20 protein-coding genes and 1 tRNA gene are annotated in these 21553 nt (G+C 68.0%); 2 read left to right on the top strand and 19 right to left on the bottom strand.

Going from position 1 to position 21553, the window contains the following annotated elements; genetic code table 11:
- Nucleotides 1–196 precede the first annotated feature (196 nt).
- Complete coding sequence (locus BMX93_RS00505; protein ID WP_143052763.1) at nt 197–856, top strand: class F sortase; 660 nt, start codon at nt 197–199, stop codon at nt 854–856.
- A gap of 16 nt (nt 857–872) precedes the next feature.
- Here the strand turns inward: BMX93_RS00505 and BMX93_RS00500 are convergent, their stop codons facing one another.
- The 3 genes from BMX93_RS00500 to BMX93_RS00490 form a co-directional block, all read right to left on the bottom strand.
- Nucleotides 873–1223: an MGMT family protein gene (locus BMX93_RS00500; RefSeq protein ID WP_177170000.1), complete on the bottom strand. Its 351-nt coding sequence runs from the start codon at nt 1221–1223 to the stop codon at nt 873–875.
- Nucleotides 1207–3891 carry a DNA polymerase I gene (gene polA, locus BMX93_RS00495; RefSeq protein ID WP_091966565.1) on the bottom strand — a complete coding sequence of 895 codons (2685 nt, stop codon included), beginning with the start codon at nt 3889–3891 and terminating at the stop codon, nt 1207–1209. Before polA ends, BMX93_RS00500 begins: the two co-directional genes overlap by 17 nt.
- 174 nt (nt 3892–4065) lie before the next feature.
- The gene (locus BMX93_RS00490; protein WP_091966564.1) at nt 4066–4683 is read right to left on the bottom strand and encodes an ANTAR domain-containing response regulator; all 618 of its coding nucleotides are present in this window, start codon (nt 4681–4683) and stop codon (nt 4066–4068) included.
- Between the two features lie 139 nt (nt 4684–4822).
- On the opposite strand from BMX93_RS00490, the gene BMX93_RS00485 reads away from it, so the two are divergent.
- Nucleotides 4823–4905, top strand: a tRNA-Leu gene (locus tag BMX93_RS00485).
- Between the two features lie 118 nt (nt 4906–5023).
- On the opposite strand, the gene pyk is transcribed toward BMX93_RS00485, so the two are convergent.
- The 16 genes from pyk to BMX93_RS00405 all read right to left on the bottom strand — a co-directional run bounded on the left by pyk (nt 5024) and on the right by BMX93_RS00405 (nt 21533).
- Nucleotides 5024–6505, bottom strand: coding sequence for a pyruvate kinase (gene pyk, locus BMX93_RS00480; protein ID WP_091966562.1), 1482 nt, complete (start codon nt 6503–6505; stop codon nt 5024–5026).
- A 116-nt stretch (nt 6506–6621) separates the two neighbouring features.
- Nucleotides 6622–7542, bottom strand: a complete 921-nt coding sequence (locus BMX93_RS00475) for an RluA family pseudouridine synthase (RefSeq protein ID WP_091966560.1) — start codon at nt 7540–7542, stop codon at nt 6622–6624.
- The gene (locus BMX93_RS00470) at nt 7539–8126 is read right to left on the bottom strand and encodes a signal peptidase II (RefSeq protein WP_091966558.1); all 588 of its coding nucleotides are present in this window, start codon (nt 8124–8126) and stop codon (nt 7539–7541) included. Before BMX93_RS00470 ends, BMX93_RS00475 begins: the two co-directional genes overlap by 4 nt.
- A complete protein-coding gene (locus BMX93_RS00465) occupies nt 8099–8527 on the bottom strand; it encodes a TraR/DksA family transcriptional regulator (protein ID WP_091966556.1) in 429 nt (142 codons plus the stop codon). The genes BMX93_RS00470 and BMX93_RS00465 overlap by 28 nt, the downstream gene beginning before the upstream one ends.
- A gap of 72 nt (nt 8528–8599) precedes the next feature.
- Complete coding sequence (locus BMX93_RS00460; RefSeq protein WP_091966554.1) at nt 8600–9604, bottom strand: DivIVA domain-containing protein; 1005 nt, start codon at nt 9602–9604, stop codon at nt 8600–8602.
- A gap of 118 nt (nt 9605–9722) precedes the next feature.
- Nucleotides 9723–10016 carry a YggT family protein gene (locus tag BMX93_RS00455; protein WP_245725639.1) on the bottom strand — a complete coding sequence of 98 codons (294 nt, stop codon included), beginning with the start codon at nt 10014–10016 and terminating at the stop codon, nt 9723–9725.
- Nucleotides 10017–10020: 4 nt separating this feature from the next.
- Nucleotides 10021–10515 carry a cell division protein SepF gene (locus tag BMX93_RS00450; RefSeq protein WP_091966849.1) on the bottom strand — a complete coding sequence of 165 codons (495 nt, stop codon included), beginning with the start codon at nt 10513–10515 and terminating at the stop codon, nt 10021–10023.
- 65 nt (nt 10516–10580) lie between these two features.
- Nucleotides 10581–11378 (bottom strand): purine nucleoside phosphorylase YfiH/LACC1 family protein, encoded by a 798-nt coding sequence (locus BMX93_RS00445; protein ID WP_091966550.1) that lies wholly within the window; start codon nt 11376–11378, stop codon nt 10581–10583.
- 7 nt (nt 11379–11385) lie between these two features.
- Complete coding sequence (ftsZ, locus tag BMX93_RS00440; RefSeq protein WP_091966847.1) at nt 11386–12600, bottom strand: cell division protein FtsZ; 1215 nt, start codon at nt 12598–12600, stop codon at nt 11386–11388.
- 255 nt (nt 12601–12855) lie between these two features.
- Entirely contained in the window at nt 12856–13578 is a 723-nt protein-coding gene (locus BMX93_RS00435; RefSeq protein WP_091966548.1) for a cell division protein FtsQ/DivIB, read from the bottom strand.
- Nucleotides 13575–15020: a UDP-N-acetylmuramate--L-alanine ligase gene (gene murC / locus BMX93_RS00430; protein ID WP_091966546.1), complete on the bottom strand. Its 1446-nt coding sequence runs from the start codon at nt 15018–15020 to the stop codon at nt 13575–13577. Before murC ends, BMX93_RS00435 begins: the two co-directional genes overlap by 4 nt.
- Nucleotides 15017–16117: an undecaprenyldiphospho-muramoylpentapeptide beta-N-acetylglucosaminyltransferase gene (murG, locus tag BMX93_RS00425; RefSeq protein ID WP_091966544.1), complete on the bottom strand. Its 1101-nt coding sequence runs from the start codon at nt 16115–16117 to the stop codon at nt 15017–15019. The genes murC and murG overlap by 4 nt, the downstream gene beginning before the upstream one ends.
- Nucleotide 16118: 1 nt before the next feature.
- Nucleotides 16119–17399, bottom strand: a complete 1281-nt coding sequence (locus BMX93_RS00420) for a peptidoglycan glycosyltransferase FtsW (RefSeq protein WP_091966542.1) — start codon at nt 17397–17399, stop codon at nt 16119–16121.
- Between the two features lie 119 nt (nt 17400–17518).
- Nucleotides 17519–19018 (bottom strand): UDP-N-acetylmuramoyl-L-alanine--D-glutamate ligase, encoded by a 1500-nt coding sequence (murD, locus tag BMX93_RS00415; protein ID WP_091966540.1) that lies wholly within the window; start codon nt 19016–19018, stop codon nt 17519–17521.
- Nucleotides 19000–20076 carry a phospho-N-acetylmuramoyl-pentapeptide-transferase gene (gene mraY, locus BMX93_RS00410; RefSeq protein ID WP_091966538.1) on the bottom strand — a complete coding sequence of 359 codons (1077 nt, stop codon included), beginning with the start codon at nt 20074–20076 and terminating at the stop codon, nt 19000–19002. The genes murD and mraY overlap by 19 nt, the downstream gene beginning before the upstream one ends.
- Nucleotides 20073–21533, bottom strand: a complete 1461-nt coding sequence (locus tag BMX93_RS00405) for a UDP-N-acetylmuramoyl-tripeptide--D-alanyl-D-alanine ligase (protein WP_245725657.1) — start codon at nt 21531–21533, stop codon at nt 20073–20075. The genes mraY and BMX93_RS00405 overlap by 4 nt, the downstream gene beginning before the upstream one ends.
- Nucleotides 21534–21553: the final 20 nt, after the last annotated feature.

Here is a 21553-nt window from a genome sequence, read left to right as displayed (position 1 = left end):
GTCCGATGTGACGAGCACAATGCCATCCAATACTAGACTTTGCGCATCGGGCTGGGCAAGCGCTCCGGGCACGGTTCCCGACTCGGGTTAGGCTGGACCCGGCCACCTCGGCCGAAGCCGGCTCGACCGAAACCGGCTGAACCGAAACCGGCAGAATGGCCCTGCCCGATCACGTCTGGTGCGGAGAGGAAGACCGTTGCGCAGATTTGTGCGTGCCGTGGCGACGCTCATCCTCATTGCTGCGCTGGGATTCGTTGCCTGGCAGGTTCACGCGATGCTGCCGAGCAGCTACGAGAAGCAGCTCCCGCTCTACACCCCGGGCGCCTCCCCTGCTGCGCCCCAGGCAGCGGCGCAGCTGAGTTCTGCGGCCGGTTGCGAAGCCGATCCTCATCCGCTCGTCGGTTCGAGGATCACCATCGACGGGCGCACTCCGGCCATGCCGATGCTCCAGCTCGGCCTGGCAGCCGATGGCTCCCCCGCCACCCCGCCGGGCAATGACAGCCACACGGTCGCGTGGTACGACCAGGGGCCCGCAGTGGGCTCGGCGACCGGGCACGTGATTCTCACGGCGCACACCTTCCGCTACGGCGGGGCGCTGGGCAACGAATTGAACAATGGTCTCCTGCACGAGGGCGACATCATCCGGATCAGCGACGGCACGGGGCACACCGTCTGCTACCGGTTCAGCCATGCACTGAAGGTCTTGGTGCAGGACTACGATCCGCGTTCCGATGTGCTCTACAGCCAGACCGGCGCCCCCCAGCTCGTGCTCGTGGTGTGCGCCGACTATCCGCTGACCGGCGGAGAGCCGAAGGCACGCGCGCTCTACTACGCCGATCTGGTGCGCTCGGCCTGATCCGAGGGCCGCGCGGTCACGATCGGGGGAGCTCGCCATGGGCCCGGTCGAAGGCATCCGCCCACTGCGCCAGCTCGGCATGATGGTCGGCGAACCGGCAGCGCGAGCCGTCAGCGGCGATACCGATGCCCTCCGCCCGCCAGTGCGGCCGGGCCTCGGAAACCGGCCCGAGCCCTCTCCGGACATCGGTGACTCGCCACCAGGGCACGTCATGGGCCCAGTGCGCCATGATCTGGCCCACCTGCCGCGGGTGGGCGCCGACCAGCTCGGAGACATCGCTGTAGCTGACCACCCGACCCGCCGGCACCAGGCTCACGGCAAGCAGCACCTCGCCGATGAGCCGGTCCCGCTCAGTGCGCGGCGGCATTCCAGCTGGGCCCATAGCCGACCGAGACGTCCAGGGGCACCTTGAGGTGCACGGCATGGGACATCTGGTCCACCACCAGCTCCTCGACACGCTCGCGCTCGCCCGGGGCGACCTCGATGACGAGCTCGTCGTGGATCTGCAGCAGCATCCGGCTCTTCAATCCGGCAGCGCGCAGCTCGTCCTCGACGCGCATCATGGCGATCTTGATGATGTCGGCAGCGCTGCCCTGGATGGGTGCATTGAGGGCCATCCGCTCGGCCATCTCGCGGCGCTGCCGGTTGGTGGAATTGAGATCGGGCAGATAACGGCGCCGTCCCAGGGTGGTCTCGGTGTAGCCCTGCCGGCGGGCCTGCTCGACCAATCCCTTGAGATAGTCGCGTACCGCCCCGAAGGTGGCGAAGTACTCGTCCATGAGGGCTTTCGCGTCGGGCACCGAGACGCCAAGACGGGTGGACAGTCCGTAGGCGGACAGCCCATAGGCAAGCCCGTAGTTCATCTGCTTGACCCCGGAGCGCTGCGCGGCGCTGACCTGCTCCGGGTCGATCTTGAAGACATGGGAGGCGGTTACGGTGTGGAAGTCGACACCGGAGTTGAAGGCCGCCACGAGCGCCTCGTCCCCCGAGACATCCGCCATCACGCGCATCTCGATCTGGGAGTAGTCGGCGCTCATGAGACCCTCGAATCCCTCGCCCACGACGAAGGCATCGCGGATCCGCCGGCCCTCCACGGTACGCACGGGGATGTTCTGCAGATTGGGTTCGGTGCTGGAGATCCGGCCCGTGCCGGCGACGGTCTGCAGATAGGTGGTGTGGATGCGCCCGTCGTCGGCGACGGCCTTGAGCAGGGTGTCGACGATCTGGCGGAGTTTGATGGCGTCGCGGTGCACCAGCAGGTGTTCGAGGAAGGGGTGCCCAGTCTTGGCGAACAGGCCTTCCAGCGCCTCCGCATCGGTCGTCCAGCCCGACTTCGTGCGCTTGGTGTGGGGCATTGCGAGTTCGTCGAACAGGACCCCCTGGAGCTGCTTGGGAGAGCCGAGATTGATCGGGTGGCCGATGCTCTCGTAGGCCTGCTGCTCGGCAGTGCTGACCTTCGCGTCGAACTCGGCCCGCAGACTCTCCAGCACCGCCAGGTCGATCGCCACCCCGCGGCGTTCCATGGTTGCCAGAACCCGCTGGAGGGGTAGCTCCACCTTCTCGAGCAGCTCATGCTGACCCGTCTTGTCGAGTTCCTCGTCGAGCGCCCCGGCCAGCTCGGCGATAGCGCGGGCCTGCACCACCAGCTGGGTCGCCGAGCTCGCTTGCCCGGCATCGAAGTCGAGCGTCTGCTGAGCTGGCACGTCCTGTCCGTCGTCGGAGCGCAACTCGCGACCCAGATGGCGCAGCGTGAGATCGGCCAGTCCATAGCTGCGCTGGTCGGGGCGCAGCAGATAGGCGGCGAGTTCGGTGTCGCTGTCGAGCCCGGCCAGATCGAGGCCGCGGGCCCACAGCGCCAGCAGCGGCCCCTTCGCGTCGTGCATGGCCTTGGGGATGGTGGCGTCGGCCAGCCAGTCGGCCAGTGCCCGCTCGTCGTCGGGGCGAAGCTGTGCCAGGTCGATCCCCAGCGCCGGTCCCTCGAGGGTGGCGAGCCCCATAGCGGTGATGTCGCCGCGTCCCGAACCCCACTGCCCCTGCGGTTGCACGCCCACCGGGCCCCGGCTGCGGTGCGCGTCGAGCCAGGCCCTCAACCCGCCGGGGGCGGGCGCGTCGATGGTCAGGTCGAAACCGCCCTGGGCCTGCTTCTCCTCGCCGGTGGCGAGCGTCGCGAACAGGCGCTCGCGCAGGGTGCGGAATTCGAGAGCATCGAACAGGGTGTGCACCGCCTCGCGGTCGATCTCACCGCGCACCAGGTCGTCGACACCCAGCTCGAGCGGCAGGTCGGTGACGAGGCGGTTGAGGCGACGGTTTCGCCGCACATCGTCGAGATGTTCCCGCAGGCTCTCGCCGGCCTTGCCGCGCACCTGGTCGGCATGGGCCAGCAGATTGTCCAGGCCGTCGTACTGCCCGAGCCACTTCGCAGCGGTCTTGGGCCCGACCCCGGGCACGCCGGGCAGATTGTCGCTCGTCTCGCCCACGAGCGCGGCGATTTCGGGATAGCGCTGTGGCGGCACTCCATACTTGTCCTGGATCGCCTGGGGGGTCATCCGGGCCAGATCGGAGACCCCGCGGTGGGGATACAGGACGGTGGTGTTCTCGTCGACGAGCTGGAAGCTGTCACGATCCCCCGAGACGACGAGGTCCTGCCATCCTCGCTCGTCGCTCTGGCGTGACCAGCTGGCGAGGATGTCGTCACCCTCGTAGTCCTCCAGCTCGGTGTGAGCGATGCCCATCGCGTCGAGGACCTGCTTGATGAGCGCGATCTGGCCGGCGAACTCCGGTGGCGTGGCGGCGCGGGTCGCCTTGTAGTCCTCGTACGAAGCGGTCCGGAAGGTGCGGTGGCCGACGTCGAAGGCGACTCCGACATGGCTGGGCTGTTCGTCGCGCAGCAGATTGATGAGCATCGAGGTGAAGCCGTAGACGGCATTGGTGTGCTGGCCCGTGGAGGTCGAGAAGCTCTCGGCAGGCAGGGCGAAGAAGGCCCTGAATGCCATGGAATGACCGTCGATGAGCAGCAGCCGCGCGTTCTGGTTCACGCCACGAGCCTAGGGCGTGCGGCCCGGCGCGTCATCTGGAACCGGCGAGACCGGCGCGGGGCAGCCGCGCATTGCCGCGCGGCCTGCAGATCGCGTGGCTCGGGAGCTGCTGGGCTGGGGAACTTCTGTCCCGGTGGCTTACCAGATCACGGGACTTGGCGGAGCGGGGCGGCCTCAGTTCTTCTTCACTCGCTCGTGGTCGACGACGCCCTCGGCCACCTCGCGCATCGACTTGCGAAGATCCATCGCGGTCTTCTGAATCCAGCGGAAGGCCTCGGGTTCGGTCATCCCCAGGCTGTCCTGGAGGATGCCCTTCGCCTGGTCGACGACCTTGCGGGAGGCCAGCCTGTCCTCGAGGTTGGCCACCTCGTCGTCGAGGGCCACGATCTCCTGGAAGCGGGCCACGGCGAGCTCGATCGCCGGCACGACGTCCGAGGCGTCGAAGGGCTTCACGACATAGGCCATCGCACCGGCCTCGCGGGCCTGCTCCACCAGATCGCGCTGACTGAAGGCGGTGAGCATGACGACGGCAGCGAGACGTTCCCCGGCGATCTGTTCGGCTGCAGTGATCCCGTCCATGACAGGCATCTTCACGTCGAGGACGACGACATCGGGTTCCAGCTCCTTCGCAAGCTGGACCGCCGCCTGGCCGTCGCCGGCCTGACCCACCACCTCGTAGCCCTCGTCACCGAGCAGCTCCACCAGGTCGAGGCGGATCAGCGCCTCATCTTCTGCAACGACAACGCGCAGCTTCTTCGCAGCGCCCACGTTGTCGGACTTCCCTGTCACCATGTCTGTTTCCCATCTGCCTTCTCCGGTGGGCCCATGACCACACGCGGGTTGGAGTTTACCGCCCTGGGGAACCCGCTCGCCTCCTGCGAACCGTGGCAGCTGGGAAACGGCTCGTGGTTGTGCCAGAATATTCCCCGCAGCCCGAGTGGCGGAATGGTAGACGCGGCGCACTCAAAATGCGCTGTCCTTGCGGGCATAGGGGTTCGACTCCCCTCTCGGGTACTCGGAGGTGGGTACGACCCCACTCGCAGGCATCGATCGCAGGCATCGATTGGGTTCACAACGTGATTCGGCGGCAGCAGCCGCTGGGCCACTACCGCCGAACCGGATCGAGCCAGTGTCAGCGCCGGTCGTTCGCGACGATCGACTTGTTCTCGTCGGCCTTCGTCGTTTCGAGCTTTTCTTCCCAATCCTGTGACTTCAGGCGGTGGATGCGCATGGTGTTGGTCTTGCCCACCATGCCGATCGGGGAACCGAAGACGATGACGACGACATCGCCGGGCGCAGCGAGGCCGAGTTCCTGGAGCGAACGGTTGACGGCGGTGACCATCTCCTCGTTGCTCTTGTAGTCCGGGGTGGTGAACACGCGCGCGCCCCAGCACAGCGTCAGCCATGCTGCTGTCTTCACCTCAGGGGTGAAGGCGAGCAACGGGATATCGCTGCGCAGCCGCGACATCCGGCGGGCGGTGTCGCCGGACTGCGTGAAGGCCACGATGTACTTCGCACCCAGCTGGGCACCGGAGGTGGCGGCAGCCAGGGCGATGACGCCGCCGGTGGTGTGCGGATCCCACTTGATCTTGGAGATATCGGACAGTCCGTGGGCCTCGGTGTTCTCGACGATCTTCGCCATCGTCTTCACCGTGATCACCGGGTAGGCGCCGACCGAGGTCTCGCCGGAGAGCATCACCGCGTCCGCGCCATCGAGGATGGCGTTGGCGACGTCGGAGGCCTCGGCGCGGGTGGGGCGCGGGGAGCTGATCATCGAGTCGAGCATCTGGGTGGCCACGATGACCGGCTTCGCCCACTTGCGGGCCTTGCGCACGATGGTCTTCTGGATGAGCGGGACCTCTTCGAGGGGGATCTCCACGCCCAGATCGCCACGGGCGACCATGAAGCCGTCGAAGGCGTCGATGATCTCGTCGAGGTTCTCGATGGCCTGGGGCTTCTCGAGCTTGGCGATCACCGGCAGGTGGACACCGGCCTCATCCATGATCTCGTGGACGCGGGTGATGTCGGCGCCACGGCGCACGAAGGACAGTGCGATCATGTCGAAATCGTTGGCGAGGGCCCAGCGCAGATCGTCCTCGTCCTTGGCGGACAGCGCGGGAACCCGCACGGCCACGCCGGGCAGGTTGATGCCCTTGTGGTTGCTCACCGGCCCGGGGACGGTGACCTTGGTCACCACATCGGTGTCCGTCACCTCGACGGCTTCGAGACCAATGTTGCCATCGTCGATGAGGATCGTGTCACCGGGCTTGACATCGCCGGGCAGACCCTTGTACGTGGTGGACGCGCGGTGGGCGTCGCCGGAGATGTCGTCGATGGTGATGGTGAAGGTCTGGCCCAATGTGAGCTCGACCTGGCCCTCGGCGAAAGTCCCCAGCCGAATCTTGGGGCCCTGGAGATCGGCAAGCAGACCGACGCGCTTGCCGACGGCCTTCATCGCAGCGCGGGTGTCGGCGAGGTTGGTCGCGTGTTCGGCATGGTCGCCGTGGCTCATGTTGAACCGGGCCACGTCCAGGCCCGCTCGAATCATTTCTTCCATTCGCTCTTGGGTCGCCGTGGCGGGCCCGAGCGTACAAATAATCTTGGCTCTACGCACGCCCTCACCCTACCGGAGGCCACGGACGTGTCCACACCTGAGTCAGCGTCAATCGCCCAAGCGATCGGGCGGATCCCCGATGGACGCACGCCCGACACGAGCTGCCCCTGAGCGGCTCACTGCGCGCGCAGGGTCTGCAATGCGGTGTCGAGGTCGTCGGGAAGCGGCGAGCAGAACTCCATGTACTGCCCGCTGTCGGGATGCACGAAGCCGAGCCGGGCCGCATGCAGCCACTGGCGGTCCAGGTGCAGCGCATGCGCGAGGCCAGGGTCGGCACCGTAGAGCGGGTCGCCGACGCAGGGATGGTGCAGGGCCGAGAAGTGCACCCTGATCTGGTGGGTGCGCCCGGTCTCCAGGTGCACCTCCAGCAGGCTGGCCCGGCGCATCATCTCCACGGTCTCGTAGTGGGTGACGCTCGCCCGGCCCCCGGCCACCACTGCGAACTTCCACTGCGATCCCGGGTGACGCGCGATCGGCGCCTCGACGGTGCCGCGCAGGGGATCCATCTGACCCTGGACCACCGCCAGGTAGACCTTCGTCACCGTACGGTCGCGGAAGGCCTGCTTGAGCACGGTGTAGGCATGTTCGGACTTCGCCACCACCATGAGCCCGCTGGTTCCCACGTCGAGGCGGTGCACGACGCCCTGACGCTCCGGCGCGCCGGAGGTGGAGATCCGCAATCCCGCACCTGCCAGGCCACTCACCACATCGGGCCCCTCCCAGCCCAGCGAGGGGTGGGCGGCGACCCCGGCGGGCTTGTCGACAACCACGACGTCGGCATCCTCGTGGACGATCCGCATCCCCTCCACCACCCTTGGGGTGACGCGGGCCAGGCGCACCGGTTCGGAAAGGTCTACGTCGAGCAGCTGTCCCCCGCTCACCCTGGTGGCCGCCTTGTGCACCACATCCGAGCCGAGCAGCACCCGCCCCTCGTCGATGAGCTCGCTGACCCGTGACCGGGTGAGCCCGGTCATCCGCGAGACGGCCGAGTCGACACGCTCACCGTCGAGCCCATCGGGCACCAGCAGCGCGCTCACGGCTGCCCTCCGGCCACAGAGCCCTGCGGGCTGGCTGGGGCATCCGAGGGTTCCTCGTCTCGCCCCGAGACGAGGACATAGATCACGAACAGCACCGCAGCAGTGGAGATGAACATGTCGGCCACGTTGAACACCGCGAAATGCTGCACCGCAATGAAGTCGACCACATGCCCGCGCAACACCCCAGGCGGACGAAGCAGGCGATCGGCGAGATTGCCGCCGATACCGGCCACCAGCACTCCGGCGCACACGCTGGCCAGCCAGCCCCTGGCACGCGGCCAGACCCATACCAGCATGAAGGCGAGAGCCATGAGCGCCAGCACGCTGAAGACGATGGTGGCCGAGGACCCCATACTGAACGCCGCACCCGAGTTGAACAGCAGCTCGAGACTCACCCAGCCCCCGGCGAATGTCGCACTGGGGGTGTTCTCCTGAAGGTGGGCCAGCGCCCAGCTCTTGGTGATCCGGTCGAGCGCGAAGCCGAGCACCGCCACCGCGATCATGACGGCGCGGGTAAGCCCCAACCTGGTCCGCTCGCGCGCGACGCGAGAGCTGCTCAGCGCCGTTCCAGCCGCTGCTTGCATTTCACGCACATCGTTGCTTTCGGGAAGGCCTGCAGCCGGGCCTTCCCGATCGGGTTTCCGCAGTTCTCGCACAGACCGAACTTCCCATCGTCGAGCCGGCGCAACGCCGACTCGTTCTGGTCGAGCAGTTCGCGGGCGTTCGCGTTGATGCTGAGCTCCTGATCGCGCTCGAAATTCGAGGATCCCACATCGGCAGGATCCTTCCCCGCACCATCGCTGCCCTCGCCCATCAGGCGGGCCAGCTCGGCATCGGAGACCTCCAGCGCCTTACGCATCCGCGCGACCTCGGCCACGAGCTCCGCACGGACTTCGGTGACCTCGTCGGCGGTCCAGGGATCCTCCCCGGGCAGAACGGGCAGATCGATCGCGGTGCGAGCCACTGCGTTGCCATCCACTGCCATCAGTTCCAACTCTCTGTCTCGGAATATAGCTGATGGCCGACGATACACCGACTGTCAAGCCCCCACGGGCTCTCAGTCCTTGTTGTCGGCCAACAACGCATCGATCCGTGGAGTGTTGGCGTCGTCCTCGGGGGACAGGTGCAGATCCTTGAGCGTGTTGAGCTGGTTCTCGAGGTGGGTCGTGATGCTGCTGCGGTAGTTGCTCTCGAAATTGCGCAACTGCGAGAGCCTCTTGGCCAGCGAATCGCGTTCGCTCTCGAGTGCCGCGAACAGCTCCTTGCGCTTGGCGGCCACCTGGCTGTCGAGCGCATCGGCACGCTGCTGGGCCTCGCGCGTCACCCGATCGGCATTGTTGCGCGACTCGTAGTCCAGGCGCGCCGCCTTCTGGGTGGCGTCCTCGACGAGATTGTCGGCCTGGACCTTCGCCTCGGCGCGCTGCTGCTCGGTCTCGCTTTGCACCTGGCGACGCAACTCGTCGGCGTGCTGCTTGGCCTCGGCGACCAGCTGGTCGGCCTCCTTGGTGGACATCTCAAGCAGTCGTGCCGCCCACGGGCCGGCCTCGTCGGCCGCTGTGACGACCACATGCTGGGTGCCATTGGCGATGGTGCCCTGCCCCGAGGCAGCATTCGCGCTCTGCACGTTCTGGAGCTGGGCACGCACCTGGGCGGCCTCGCGCTGGGCTGCCTCCAGCTGGCTGCGCAGCTGGTCAACGGTGGCGCGCAGCTGCTCATTCTCGCGGCTGAGCTGCTGGGTGGCAGCCGAGCTCTTGTTCCCGGTGGAGCGCAGTTCGTCGAGCTGCCCGCGCAGGTGCTGGTTCTCCGTGCCGAGACGATCCACCTCGGAGCTCAGGCGGCTCCGTTCGGCGCTCAGCTCGGCGAGCTGAGGATCCTCGGCGCCCGCCTTGGGGGCCGACCCCTGGTTCTTGGCCAGCTTCTCGTTCTCCTCGACCAGCTGGGCATAGCTGATCTCGAGCTCGTCCATGAACTTGTCGACAGAACTGGCGCGGTAGCCATCCTCATTCGGCTTTCGCGCCATGGGGAAGCGGATACTGCGAACCTCGTCGATGGACAGCGTCATTGTGCGCTCCAAACCTCGCTGCTATGAATCGATCCTGCCCGCACATGCGGGGTCTTCGGATGAGATTACCCTGAACCGGCTTGCTCGAGTAACACCGCAGCCCACGGACCGCGCCATGTCAGAAGACATACCAGACCAGCCGCTGCGCAATGATCACCGCGAAGACGACGACCAGGAAGCCGATGTCGAGCCCGATCGATCCGATACGCACCGGCTTGATGAACCGGCCGACGAATTTCAGCGGCGGGTCGGTGAGCGTGTAAATGGTCTCGAAGACGACCAGGACGAGCCCCTTGGGCCGCCAATCGGGAGCCAGCAGCGGCACCCAGGACAGCACCATCCGGGCGAACAGCACGTAGAGATAGATGTTCAGCGCGATGAGCAGGATTTCGCCGATGATGTAGAGATCCACGGGCTCAACTCTGGTTGAAGAAGCTGGAGGTTGCCAATCGCTGCCGGTCCTCGGCCGTGACATGCACATTGTGCGGAGTGAGCAGGAAGACCTTGCTGGTGACCCGGTCGATGGATCCGTGCAACCCGAAGATGAGCCCGGCGGCGAAGTCGACGAGCCGCTTGGCATCGGAGTCATCCATATCGGACAGGTTCATGATGACCGGGGTACCGTCGCGGAAGTTCTCGCCGATCGTTCGGGCCTCGTTGTAGGTGCGCGGGCGCACGCTGATGATCCGTGCCAGATCGGCGGTCTGGGTGACCTGCTGGCGCACCGGGGGTTCTCCGGCAGCCGGTGCCGCGTAGATCTCCTGGGGCCTGGCGGCATCGACCTGGGGTGCGTCGCGGCTGTCGACGTAGACCGACTCGCTGTACTCCTCCTGCGCCGCCTGGTCCTCGTCGAAACGGTCATCGCCGACCAAGCCGAGCCATACAGCGGCCTTCTTCATCAACTCCGGCATGACGAGCCCCTTCTCAGTCGCGACATGGGCACCTGCGAGCCCACGGCACACAAGAGGTTACCCGTTCATCCCGCGGCGGCGGGCCCGACGTGCCCGGCAACGCGCCAAATGAGGCCGATCTGATTCCCGGTGCGCCCGTGGTCGCCGCGGTGACTGAAGAACCTGGCATCGGTACGGGTGCAGGGATCGAGTCGGTGCACCTGCACGGCCTCGCGCTCGAGGACATCCTGGGCACCCGCGCCCAGGTCGAGCGAGGGGGTGCCCCAGCTGGTCGTTGCCCGCAGCGCAGGGATGACAGCGCAGGCCTGCTCCTGCATCGCGGCGGGCACCTCGTAGCACCGTCCGCAGATGTGCGGCCCCACCCATGCCACCAACGTGCGGGCCCCGTGAGCCCTCATCGCGCCCACTGCCGCCTGCAGGACACCGCTGAGCAGACCGACCCGCCCGGCATGGACGGCAGCAATGGCATGCGTCGCCTCATCGGCCAGCAGCACCGGGACACAATCGGCCACCCTGACCGCCAGGGCCACTGCTCCACTGGTGCTCACCTGGGCATCGGCTCGCGCGAGGGGAGCCAGGCCCTCGACGCGATCCCCCAGCCAGGCGTCCTCGCTCGCTGCGAGCGCGGCACCGGCATCGATCGTGCGGATCGTGGTCCCGTGCACCTGCTTGACGACACAGACCGGGCCGATGCCGAGACGCTCGCGCAGCCGGTGCATATTGGTCCGCAGTGCGCTCAGCTCGTCCTCGTCCGTGTGCCCCAGGTTGAAGGAGGTGAACTGGCCCCGCGAGGCACCCCCCAGTCGATCGGTGAAGGCGATGCCGATCCCCTCGACGCCCGGCTCGTTCAGATAGGCGAACAAGCCGGTGTCACTTCAGGAAATCGGGTACGTCCAGTTCGTCCTCGTCGGGCGGCGGGGTGTAGCGCGGCGCCACCTGGGGGCGCTGGGTGTGGCGAGTGGGCTCGTCGGCATCGGCAGCGGGGCTCTCGCGGATCGCGGTGCGCGTCGGCTCCGGCGGTTGCGCCGCGTCCGTGTCCCGCGTGGCGCGCTGGGTCTGGTTCGCCGGTGCGGGAACCTGCTTCTGGGCGGGCGCCGCGGACTGCCTGCGGGCAGTTGCGTGGTTCTGCGGACCCTGGTCGCCCTCGAAGCCGGCAGCGATCACAGTGACCCGAACCTCATCGCCCAGCGCATCGTCGATGACCGTACCGAAGATGATGTTGGCGTCATCGGCGGCGGCCTGCTCAATGAGATTGGCTGCCTCGCTCACCTCGAACAGGCCCAGGTCCGAGCCGCCGGCAATGGACAACAGCACGCCCTTGGCGCCGTCGATGGTGGCTTCCAGCAGGGGGCTGTTGATCGCCTCCTCGGCAGCTGTCTTGGCCCGGTCCTCGCCGCGCGCCGAGCCGATGCCCATGAGCGCCGAGCCCGCATTGCTCATGACCGACTTCACGTCCGCGAAATCGAGATTGATCAGGCCCGGTGTGGTGATGAGATCGGTGATCCCGGACACGCCTTGCATGAGGACCTGGTCGGCCTGCTTGAAGGCATCGAGGATCGCCATCTGACGATCGGTCATCTCGAGCAGCTTGTCGTTGGGGATGACGATGAGTGTGTCGACTTCCTCGGAGAGCTTGTCGACCCCGCTGTCGGCCTGGTTGGCCCTGCGCCGGCCCTCGAAGCTGAAGGGCCGGGTGACCACGCCGATCGTCAGTGCTCCGAGGCTACGAGCGATCTTGGCGACCACCGGCGCACCACCGGTCCCGGTGCCACCGCCCTCGCCGGCCGTGACGAAGACCATGTCGGCGCCCTTGAGGGTCTCCTCGATCTCGTCGGAGTGATCCTCGGCGGCCTGCTGGCCCTTCTCAGGATCGGCACCCGCTCCGAGCCCGCGGGTCAGTTCACGGCCGATGTCGAGCTTCACATCGGCATCGCTCATGAGCAGCGCCTGGGCATCGGTGTTCACCGCAATGAACTCGACCCCCTTGAGGCCTTCCTCGATCATCCGGTTCACCGCGTTGACGCCGCCCCCGCCGACGCCCACCACTTTGATGACCGCCAGGTAGTTCTGCGACGCTGTTGCCACGGGATTCCGCCTCTTCCTCTTGATCCGGTCTGCCCCGACCACAGCGGCGATCACTCTCGACGATCATCCTGGCTGGTGCAACCACCCGCCAGCGGGTACAGGCGGGCCTCGGAGCTCAAGGCTATGAGAGCCATTGGGGGGTGTCCAACACATCACGCCGTGGCCGGGCTGAGCCTCAACCCGTGGTCGAGAGATTGCGCCCCGCCCGGCTCACCCCGCGCAGGGCCGGGCAGCAGACCGCAGATGACGGCCCGATCACTTGATCGCCGGAGCCGAGGGGGACGACAGGTCGATGGCGTGGCCGGGCTGGGCCAGCAGCACCGGCAGCAGCGCGGCCTTCTGCCCGGACTCGTCCGCGCTGCCCCAGAAGACGCTCTGATCGCGGTCAAGGACGATGAGGATGTTGTTGCGCGAGCTTGCCTGGATCGACTGGACGCGGGCCCGCACGTCAGCAGGCAGATGCGAGACGACGGTGGCCACATCGGCCAGCAGAGACCGGTCATCGGTGCTGGGCAGATTCGCGAGCGGCACCTGCTGGCGCTGCGCAGTGGTGTGGAAGACGATCCCGGCCGAATCGATCCACTGGTAGCCCTGGGCATCCGCCCGCTGGTAGACGAGGGTGCGCTCCGTGACGGCGATGACCACCGAGTGCGGCCACGAACGCGTCACACGGACCCTCGCCACGGCGGGCAGGCTCTCGACCCGGTGAGCGATGGCGTCGGTGTCGAGCTGGGCAAGGGGCGTGCCCACCGGCACCTCGGCGGCCTCCACGACCTCTGCCTGACTGGTGAGCACCGTGCCGCGCACCAGTATTGTCCGCACGGCGAAGGCGGTTGACCAGCCGACCAGCCAGACGAGCACCGCGAGGATCGTCGCCCCGATCCCGGCGACGATCAGCCGGTTGCGCCGGCGCCGTCGCCTCACCTGGGCGCGGATCGCCAGATCTGGCGCGCCATCGGGGGCCACTGGGACGCTCATCGCCGCGAACCCGCGACGAATCCGCCCAGCTGACGCACCAGCATCGGCCCGACGAGCGTGATATCGCCGGCGCCGAGCGTCATGAGCAGGTCTTTGCCGCGCACGAGCCGCGCCAGTTCGGCCGGCAACCGGGTCTTGTCGGCCACATAGTGGGTCTCGATGCCCGCCGCCCTCGCCGCATCGGCCACCAGCTGTCCGGTCACGCCCGGCAGCGGATCCTCCCGGGCGCCGTAGACATCGGTCACGACGGCGAGGTCGGCGAGCGCCAGGGCCCGGCCGAACTCCTGGGCGAACTCCTGCGTGCGGCTGTACAGATGGGGCTGGAAGCACGCCACGAGCCGTCCCCCCCTCACTGCCCGCCGGGCCGCGGAGAGCGCTGCGCGGATCTCGGTGGGGTGATGCGCATAGTCATCGAAGACTGACAGCCGACCATCGGGCAGCTGCACATGCCCGACGGGCTGGAAACGCCGCAGATTCCCGGTGAAGGCCGAAGCGCCGCGCAGCAGGTCCTCGGCCGGCAGGCCGAGCAGACGGCCGGCAGCGAAGGCCCCGGCGGCGTTCCAGAGATTGTGGCGTCCGGGCACAGTGAGGTGCAGTTCGTGCGTGCGGCCCTCGAAGTCGAGCTGGGCGCTGGCGTGCATCCCCTCAACCACGATCTGCCGCAGCCGAACATCGGCCCGTGGGTTCTCGCCGTAGCTGATGACCGTCCTCCCCCGGGCCGGCGAATCCCTCAACCGCTCCGCCAGTTCCTGGGCGCCGGGATCGTCGGCGTCGATGACGACGGCCTCCACGTCACCCGATTTCGCGAAGCGCTCGAAGCCCTCGGCATAGCGGCTGGCAGTGCCCCAGTTGTCCAGGTGATCAGCCTCGATGTTCGTGATGACGGCGATCCGGGTGGGGTACTGCAAGAAGCTGCCATCCGACTCGTCGGCCTCGACGACGAAGGGCCGGCCCGTCCCGATGTGGGCGCTCTGGCCGGTGCTGGCCAGCGGCGAGCCGATGACATAGCTCGGCTCGGCCCCGGCGACGGTGGCCATCGTGGCGATCATCGAGGTGGTGGTCGTCTTGCCGTGGGTGCCGGCCACCGAGACCGTGTCGTGGCCGAGCATGAGGGCGGCCAACGCCGCGCTTCGATGCCAGACCCGCAACCCCCTGCGCCGCGCCTCGGCGAGTTCGACATTGTCGTGGCGGATCGCGCTGGAGACCACCACGGTGTCGACCGACTGGAGATGGGCCGCGTCGTGGCCGGTCCAGCTCAAGATCCCCTCGGCACCCAGCTGACGCAAGGTGGGCGAGTCCACCTGGTCGCAGCCGCTCACCGGCACACCGCGCTCGTGGTAGGCCAGCGCGACCCCGCTCATGCCCGAGCCGCCCATCGCGAGGAAGTGCACCGCACCGAGCCGCTCGGGGACGACCAGCGGGACAGGTTCGAGCAATGTCATCGCCGAGCCTCTTCTACGACGATGCGGGCCACCCGCTGGGCGGCGCCCGGCGGCATCACCCGCTGGGCGGCGGCGCCCATCGCCTGCAGCCTGGCTGCATCGGTGATGAGGGGCACGACTTCGGTCACCAGGCGCCGTCCGGTGAGCTCACGGTCCTCGACGACGATGCCCGCCTGGGCCTCGACGAGTGGCCGGGCATTGCGGGCCTGTTCGCCGTTGCCGATCGGCAGCGGGACCAGGATCGCCGGGAGGCCGACGACGGCAGTTTCGACGACCGTCCCGGCGCCGCTGCGGGCCAGCATGAGATCGGCTGCGGCATAGGCGAGATCCATCTCGTCGAGATAGCCCAGCGGGTGGTAGCCGGCGCCCGTCGCGGGGTCGGTGACTGCGGGATCGTCGTGGAAGTTCTTGAGCCCCAGCACGTGGAGGATCTGGATGCCCTGGGCCAGCAGCTCATCGCGGGCCTCGCAGGTGGCCGTGTTGAGCGAGCGGGCGCCGGACGAACCGCCACTGACCAGCAGCACCGGTTGATCGCTGCGCAGGCCGAAGTGTTCGCGGGCCCGGGCCCGCAGCGAGGCACGGCCCTGCTCGGCGAGTCCGGCGATGGCGGCGCGCACCGGCAGGCCGACCTGGCGGGCCGACCTCAGGGGCGTGTCGGGGAAGCTGGTGAGCACGGCGGCCGCAAAGTGCGAGGCGACCCGGTTGGCCACGCCGGGAAGGGCATTCTGCTCGTGCAGGACCACCGGTATGCGCGCGCTCCAGGCGGCCAGATAGACCGGCATCGAGACATAGCCGCCGAAGCCGACGACGACATCGGCGTGCGCCTCGTGCAACAGCGCGCGGGCCTGCCGCACGGCCCCGAGCAGGCGCCCCGGCACGCTGAGCAGTGCCCTGCCGGGCTTGCGCGGCAGGGGCACCGCGGGGATGAGGCGCAGCTCGAGCCCGGCCTCGGGGATGACCCTCTTCTCCAGGCCTTTCGGAGTTCCCACGCACAGCAGCGAGACATGCGGGTCGAGTCGGCGCAATTGCTCGGCGGTGGCGATGAGGGGCGAGGTGTGACCGGCAGTCCCTCCGCCTGCCAGGACAACGCTGACCATTTCATCCCTTCCTGTCGATGACGGTGCTGATCCGCACCGGTGCCGCAGTGCGGCCCGAACTCTTGAGGGCCTGTCGGGCGGCCGGCTCGTGGCGAGCTGCGGCCAGCAGGACCCCGACGGCGACGAGGTCGGCCAGCAGGGCCGAGCCTCCATAGCTGATGAAGGGCAGGGGCACCCCGACCACCGGCAGCAGCTTCATCGCCATGGCGATGTTCATGCAGGCCTGGGCCATGAGCCAGGCCGTGGTGGCGGCCGATGCGAGGCGCCAGAATGGCCGATCGCTGTTGAGCGCTATCCGCAGTCCCGCCACGCCGAGCACGAGGAAGAGCCCGATGACGGTCAGCGTACCGAGCAGCCCCAGCTCCTCGCCGAGCACGGCGAAGACATAGTCATTGAGGGCGCCGTCGTACAGGCCGCCCCACTTGGCCCTCGAGGCACCAAGCCCTACTCCCCACCAGCCGCCGGTGGCCAGCGCGTAGATCGCATTGAGCGGCTGCTCGGAGGATCCGACCGTGGCCGAGCCGGACAGATAGGCCTCGACGCGTTGCAGGCGGGTCGGCCTCGAGACGATCATCGCCGCCACCCCGGCGGCGCCCACCGCGACCATCCCCAGCAGCGTCCAGACCGGGGCTCCGGCGAACCACAGGAGACTGAGCATGATGATCGCGATGATGATCGAGGTGCCAAGGTCACCGCCCAGCAGGACCAGGGCGAGGACGAGGCCGAAACCGAGTAGGAAGGGCATGAACAGGCGTTTGGGCTCGTTGAGGGTCCGGGTTCGATTGGCCAGGACGCCGGCCGCCCACAGGATGAGGGCGAGCTTGGCGAACTCGGAGGGCTGGATGCTCTGCCCGCCGATATAGAGCCAGTTGCGGTTCCCCTTGTTCGAGATGCCTGCGCGCGGTGTGCCCAGGGGGGTGAACAGCACAAGGGCTTCTGCGACGACGACACCGCCGAGCAAGAGCCAGCCCGCGAGCTTGAGGAACTCCTCGCCGCGCCGCGAGATCCAGATGGTGACGGGAATGCCGACACCCAGCCAGACGATCTGGCGGACGAAGAAGTAGTAGGGATCGCCCTGGTTGACCGCTGCATAGACCGACGATGAGCTGAGCACCATGAGGGCGCCCAAGGCCACGAGCAGCCCGGCCGAGGCGATGACGAGATAGTAGTTCGTCAGTGGCAGCGAAAGGGCTCGCTTCAGGCTGCCATCGCCAAGCGCACCCTCAGGCCCCGGCGCCACGCCGGCGGCATCGGGCCCATCGAGATCGTCCCGAGTCGACATCGCTTCCCCCCTGCCGGTGGCCCCTCGTTCTCGGCCCTGTGCCCATCGTTGTCCTGCGGCGCCGTGCCCATCGTTGTCCTGCGGCAACGTGCCCGTCATCTCCGCCCAACCCTCGATGATCACCCGTCCTGCCGACCGGTCACCTCTCGCACCGCTGCCACGAAGTCATCGCCCCTGGCGGCATATCCGGGCCAGATGTCCTTACTCGCGCATCCGGGTGCCATGAGCACGGTGTCACCCGGATGGGCCAGGCGCGCTGCCTCGCGCACCGCCTCGCCCATCACCGAGGGATCGGATCTGTCAAGTACGATGACCGGCACCTGGGGGGCGTGACGGCGCAGCGCATCGGCAACCACCCCACGGTCGACGCCCAGCAGCACGGCGGCCCGCAATCTGTCCTCGTGCCGGGTCACCAGCTCGTCGAAGGTCGTGCCCTTGGCCTGCCCTCCGGCAATCCAGACGATGTGCTCGAAGGCGCGCATCGAGGAATTGGCGGCGTGCGGATTGGTGGCCTTGGAGTCGTCGACCCAGCGCACTCCCTGGGCCTGCGCGACCGTCTCGATCCGGTGCCCGCCGAGGTGCAGATCGAGCAGGCCCTGTTTCACGGCCGAGGGGGGCACCCCGAAGCTGCGCACCAGGGCCGCGGCGGCCAACGCATTCTCCACATTGTGGGGCGCGAAGGGATGCACATCGTGCACATCGGCCAGTGGCAGCGCCGAGGTCTGGCGTTGCTGGACGAAGGCGCGGTCGACGATGAGATCGTCCACGATCCCGATGTTCGCGACCTGCGGTATGCCGGAGGTGAAGCCGATCGCCCGGGCCCCTTCGACGACATCGGCCTGCTCGACCATCTCGCGGGTCGCGGGCTCGGCAATGTTGTAGACGCAACTGTGCTGGACCCGATGGAAGATCTTGGCCTTGTCATGGCCATAGGCGGCCATCGCGGCGGCGGGGTCACCGGCGTAGGCGTACCACTCCAGGTGATCGGGGTGCAGATTGAGGACGGCCGCTGAGTGCAGGCTCAGCGAGTCCGACCAGTGCAGCTGGAAGCTGGACAGCTCCACGGCCAGCACCTCGTAGCCGACCGGGTCGTTGAGGGCCTCGATGATCGGACGGCCGATGTTTCCCACCGCAGCGGACCGAAGGCCCGCTGCCCGCAGCATCGAGTCGACCATCTGGGTGGTGGTCGTCTTGCCGTTGGTGCCGGTGATGCCGATCCAGGGCACCACATGGTCGGGGAACATGAGGCGCCACGCCAGTTCCGGTTCCCCCCAGATGGGCGTACCCGCGGCGCTGGCCGCCGCGAGCAGTGGCCAATCGGGCCGCCAGCCCGGCGAGGTGACCACGACATCGGTGGCCGCCGGCAGCTTCGCACTGGCCCCTGGCCCGAGTCGCACGGTGGCGCCCAGGGTTTCCAGCAGCGTTGCCCTCTCGTCCAGTGTCTTCGAGCGGCCGTCGTCGAGGACCGTGACCTTCGCCCCCAACTCCAGCATGGCATCGGCGGCCGCGAAGCCCGAACTGCCCAGGCCTGCCACCACGACGTGCCCGCGCTGCCACGGCGACAACCGATTCGCCGCAGCGATCCAATCCTGCTGAGAATTCACCAACCCCACACCCATGCGCCATAGAAGATACCGAGTGCCATGGCGACCGACACTCCGCAGATGATCCAGAAGCGAACGACCACGGTCGTCTCGGCCCAGCCGAGCAGTTCGAAGTGATGGTGCAGCGGCGCCATCTTAAAGACTCGCTTGCCCCCGGAGTATTTGAAGTAGCCGACCTGGATCATCACCGAGAGGGTCTCGATGACGAACAGCAGGCCGAGCACGACGAGCAGGATCTCGGTGCGGCTGAATATCGCCAGGCCGGCCATCGCGGCGCCGAGTCCCAGCGAGCCGGTGTCGCCGAGGAAGATCTTCGCCGGTTTCGCGTTCCACCACAGGAAGCCGAAACAGGCCGCTGCCAGCGCAATGGACACCACCGCCAGATCGGAGGGGTCGCGCACGTCATAGCAGCGGGCCAGGCGGGCCCCGGTGAGACACCACTGGTTCGAGGCGAAGATGCCCATGAGGGCGAAGGCGCCGAAGACCATGGTCGACGCACCGGTGGCCAGCCCGTCGAGTCCGTCGGTGAGGTTCACCGCATTGGAGAAGCCGGTAATGAGCAGGGTCATCCAGAAGATGGCGAGAACGACGGGAAGCCGCAGCCATTCGATGTCGTGCACGATCGAGATGTAGACGCTCGCAGGGCGGGCACCGACATTGCCGCTGGCGGCGGGGAAGAGCAGCGCCGCCCCGGAGAAGGCGACGCCCACCAGGACCTGACCGATGAGCTTGCCCCGCGGCGTCAGGCCGAGCGAGCGCTGCTTGGAGATCTTCGTCCAGTCATCCAGGAATCCGATGAAACCCGTAGCCGCGAGCAGGCCCAGGATGAGCAGCCCGGAGGCGGTGATTCGCGAACTGCTGATCAGGTGGGCGAGCAGATAGGCGGCCACGGTTGCCGCGATCACCACGGCACCACCCATCGTCGGGGTACCCCGCTTCGTGCGATGCGTGGTGGGACCGTCGTCGCGGATGAACTGGCCATAGCCCCGGTGGACGAGGAAGACGATGAGGTACTTCGTGCCGATCAGGGTGGCGACCAGCGAGATGACGCCTGCGGCGAGGATCGTGATCATCTGTGGATCCTCCCTTCAGCGCCACCGGCAGCGCGATCGAGCAACTGATCGGTGATCTCCTCGAGCTTCAGCACCCGGCTCGCCTTGACGAGCACGACATCACCGGGACACAACTCTATGAGACCTGCGACCTCCTGCTTGGCGGCGCGCCGCGCCCGGGCACCGGCGGACTGCGCCGCCCGGGCCACGATCTCACCGAACTCGCCGACGCCGATGACCTCGTCGATGCCCAGCTCGCCGGCCCGGGAGCCGACCGCGGCATGCAGAGCAGCTGACTGGGAGCCGAGCTCGGCCATATCGCCCAGGACAGCGATCGTCCGTGCTCCCGGGTGACTCCGGCGCCGTGCCCGGCCAATATCGGCCAGGGCACCCAGGGCGGCCTCGACCGACTCGGGGTTGGCGTTGTAGCAGTCATTGATGATCGCCGCGCCGCCCGCTGTCTCGTGGAGCTCCATGCGCAGCGGCGAACGCGTCGTGGCGTGGCTCAGCGCATCGGCCACCGCATCAAGACCGAGCCCTGCAGCCAGCGCCATCGTCGCTGCTGCCACCGCATTGGGCAGCTGGTGGGCGCCGATGAGGCCGAGTCGCACGCGCTGGCTGCTCTCCTCGTCCTCGGTGCGGGCATGCAGGGTGAAGCTGGCCCTGTCCAGGTCGTCGAAGGCGATCTGGGAGGCGCTCACGACAAGCTCGGCGCGCACCCGGCGCACATCCTGCTCGGACCCTCCCGGAGCCGCACACCAGCGGGCGATCCTGGCCCGGGTGCGGGCCTCCATGGCGTCGACGCGAGGATCGCCGGCGTTGAGGACGGCCCAGCCGTCCGGCGGGAGGGCCTCGAGGATCTCGCCCTTCGCCCGGGCTATCGCGTCGCGACTGCCGAACTCCCCGAGGTGGGCGGTGCCCACGTTGAGCACGGTGGAGATCGTCGGTGGCACGATGCGGCACAGCGCGGCGATGTGCCCGATTCCGCGGGCACCCATCTCGCTCACCAGAAAACGGGTCGTGTCGTCGAGGGCACAGGCGGTGAGCGGCACGCCGATCTCGTTGTTGTGGTTGCCCACCGGGCTCACCGTCGGTGCACTTGCCGCCAGCACCTGGGCGAGCAGGTCCTTGGTGGAGGTCTTGCCCGCCGAGCCTGTGATGGCGAAGGTCACGAGGCCGCGGCGGCGCTGCTCGTCGACCAGGCCGCGGGCAAGGGCGCTCAGGCCGGCAGCGGCCTGGGGGCTCACGAGGCAGGGCAGATCGGCGTCCACCGGGTGGCCGACCAGCGCTGCGCCGGCACCGGCCCTGCCTGCCGCCGGGGCAAGATCCGCACCATCCACGTGCTCCCCCGGCAGCCCGACGAACAGGGCGCCCGGGCTGACCTGGCGGGTGTCGATGACGACCTCGGGCCCGACCCGGACTGCGGGGTCGCCCTCGATCCTGCAGGGGCAGCCCTGGTCCTCGATCAGTCGGGCGATCTCGCCCACGGTTCGGCTGA

It is taken from the genome of Propionibacterium cyclohexanicum, from assembly GCF_900111365.1.
GTDB lineage: Bacteria > Actinomycetota > Actinomycetes > Propionibacteriales > Propionibacteriaceae > Propionibacterium > Propionibacterium cyclohexanicum.
This window is presented reverse-complemented; position numbering and strand designations above follow the sequence as displayed.

Bases quoted from the DNA above. Each gene is read 5' to 3' on its own strand.
- BMX93_RS00435 (WP_091966548.1), bottom strand. From the start codon at position 13,578: ATGAGCGTCCCAGTGGCCCCCGATGGCGCGCCAGATCTGGCGATCCGC.
- murC (WP_091966546.1), bottom strand. From the start codon at position 15,020: ATGACATTGCTCGAACCTGTCCCGCTGGTCGTCCCCGAGCGGCTCGGT.
- BMX93_RS00460 (WP_091966554.1), bottom strand. From the start codon at position 9,604: ATGACGCTGTCCATCGACGAGGTTCGCAGTATCCGCTTCCCCATGGCG.
- BMX93_RS00500 (WP_177170000.1), bottom strand. From the start codon at position 1,223: ATGCCGCCGCGCACTGAGCGGGACCGGCTCATCGGCGAGGTGCTGCTT.
- BMX93_RS00470 (WP_091966558.1), bottom strand. From the start codon at position 8,126: ATGCAAGCAGCGGCTGGAACGGCGCTGAGCAGCTCTCGCGTCGCGCGC.
- murG (WP_091966544.1), bottom strand. From the start codon at position 16,117: ATGGTCAGCGTTGTCCTGGCAGGCGGAGGGACTGCCGGTCACACCTCG.
- BMX93_RS00490 (WP_091966564.1), bottom strand. From the start codon at position 4,683: ATGGTGACAGGGAAGTCCGACAACGTGGGCGCTGCGAAGAAGCTGCGC.
- murD (WP_091966540.1), bottom strand. From the start codon at position 19,018: ATGGGTGTGGGGTTGGTGAATTCTCAGCAGGATTGGATCGCTGCGGCG.
- mraY (WP_091966538.1), bottom strand. From the start codon at position 20,076: ATGATCACGATCCTCGCCGCAGGCGTCATCTCGCTGGTCGCCACCCTG.
- BMX93_RS00465 (WP_091966556.1), bottom strand. From the start codon at position 8,527: ATGGCAGTGGATGGCAACGCAGTGGCTCGCACCGCGATCGATCTGCCC.
- BMX93_RS00420 (WP_091966542.1), bottom strand. From the start codon at position 17,399: ATGTCGACTCGGGACGATCTCGATGGGCCCGATGCCGCCGGCGTGGCG.
- BMX93_RS00450 (WP_091966849.1), bottom strand. From the start codon at position 10,515: ATGCCGGAGTTGATGAAGAAGGCCGCTGTATGGCTCGGCTTGGTCGGC.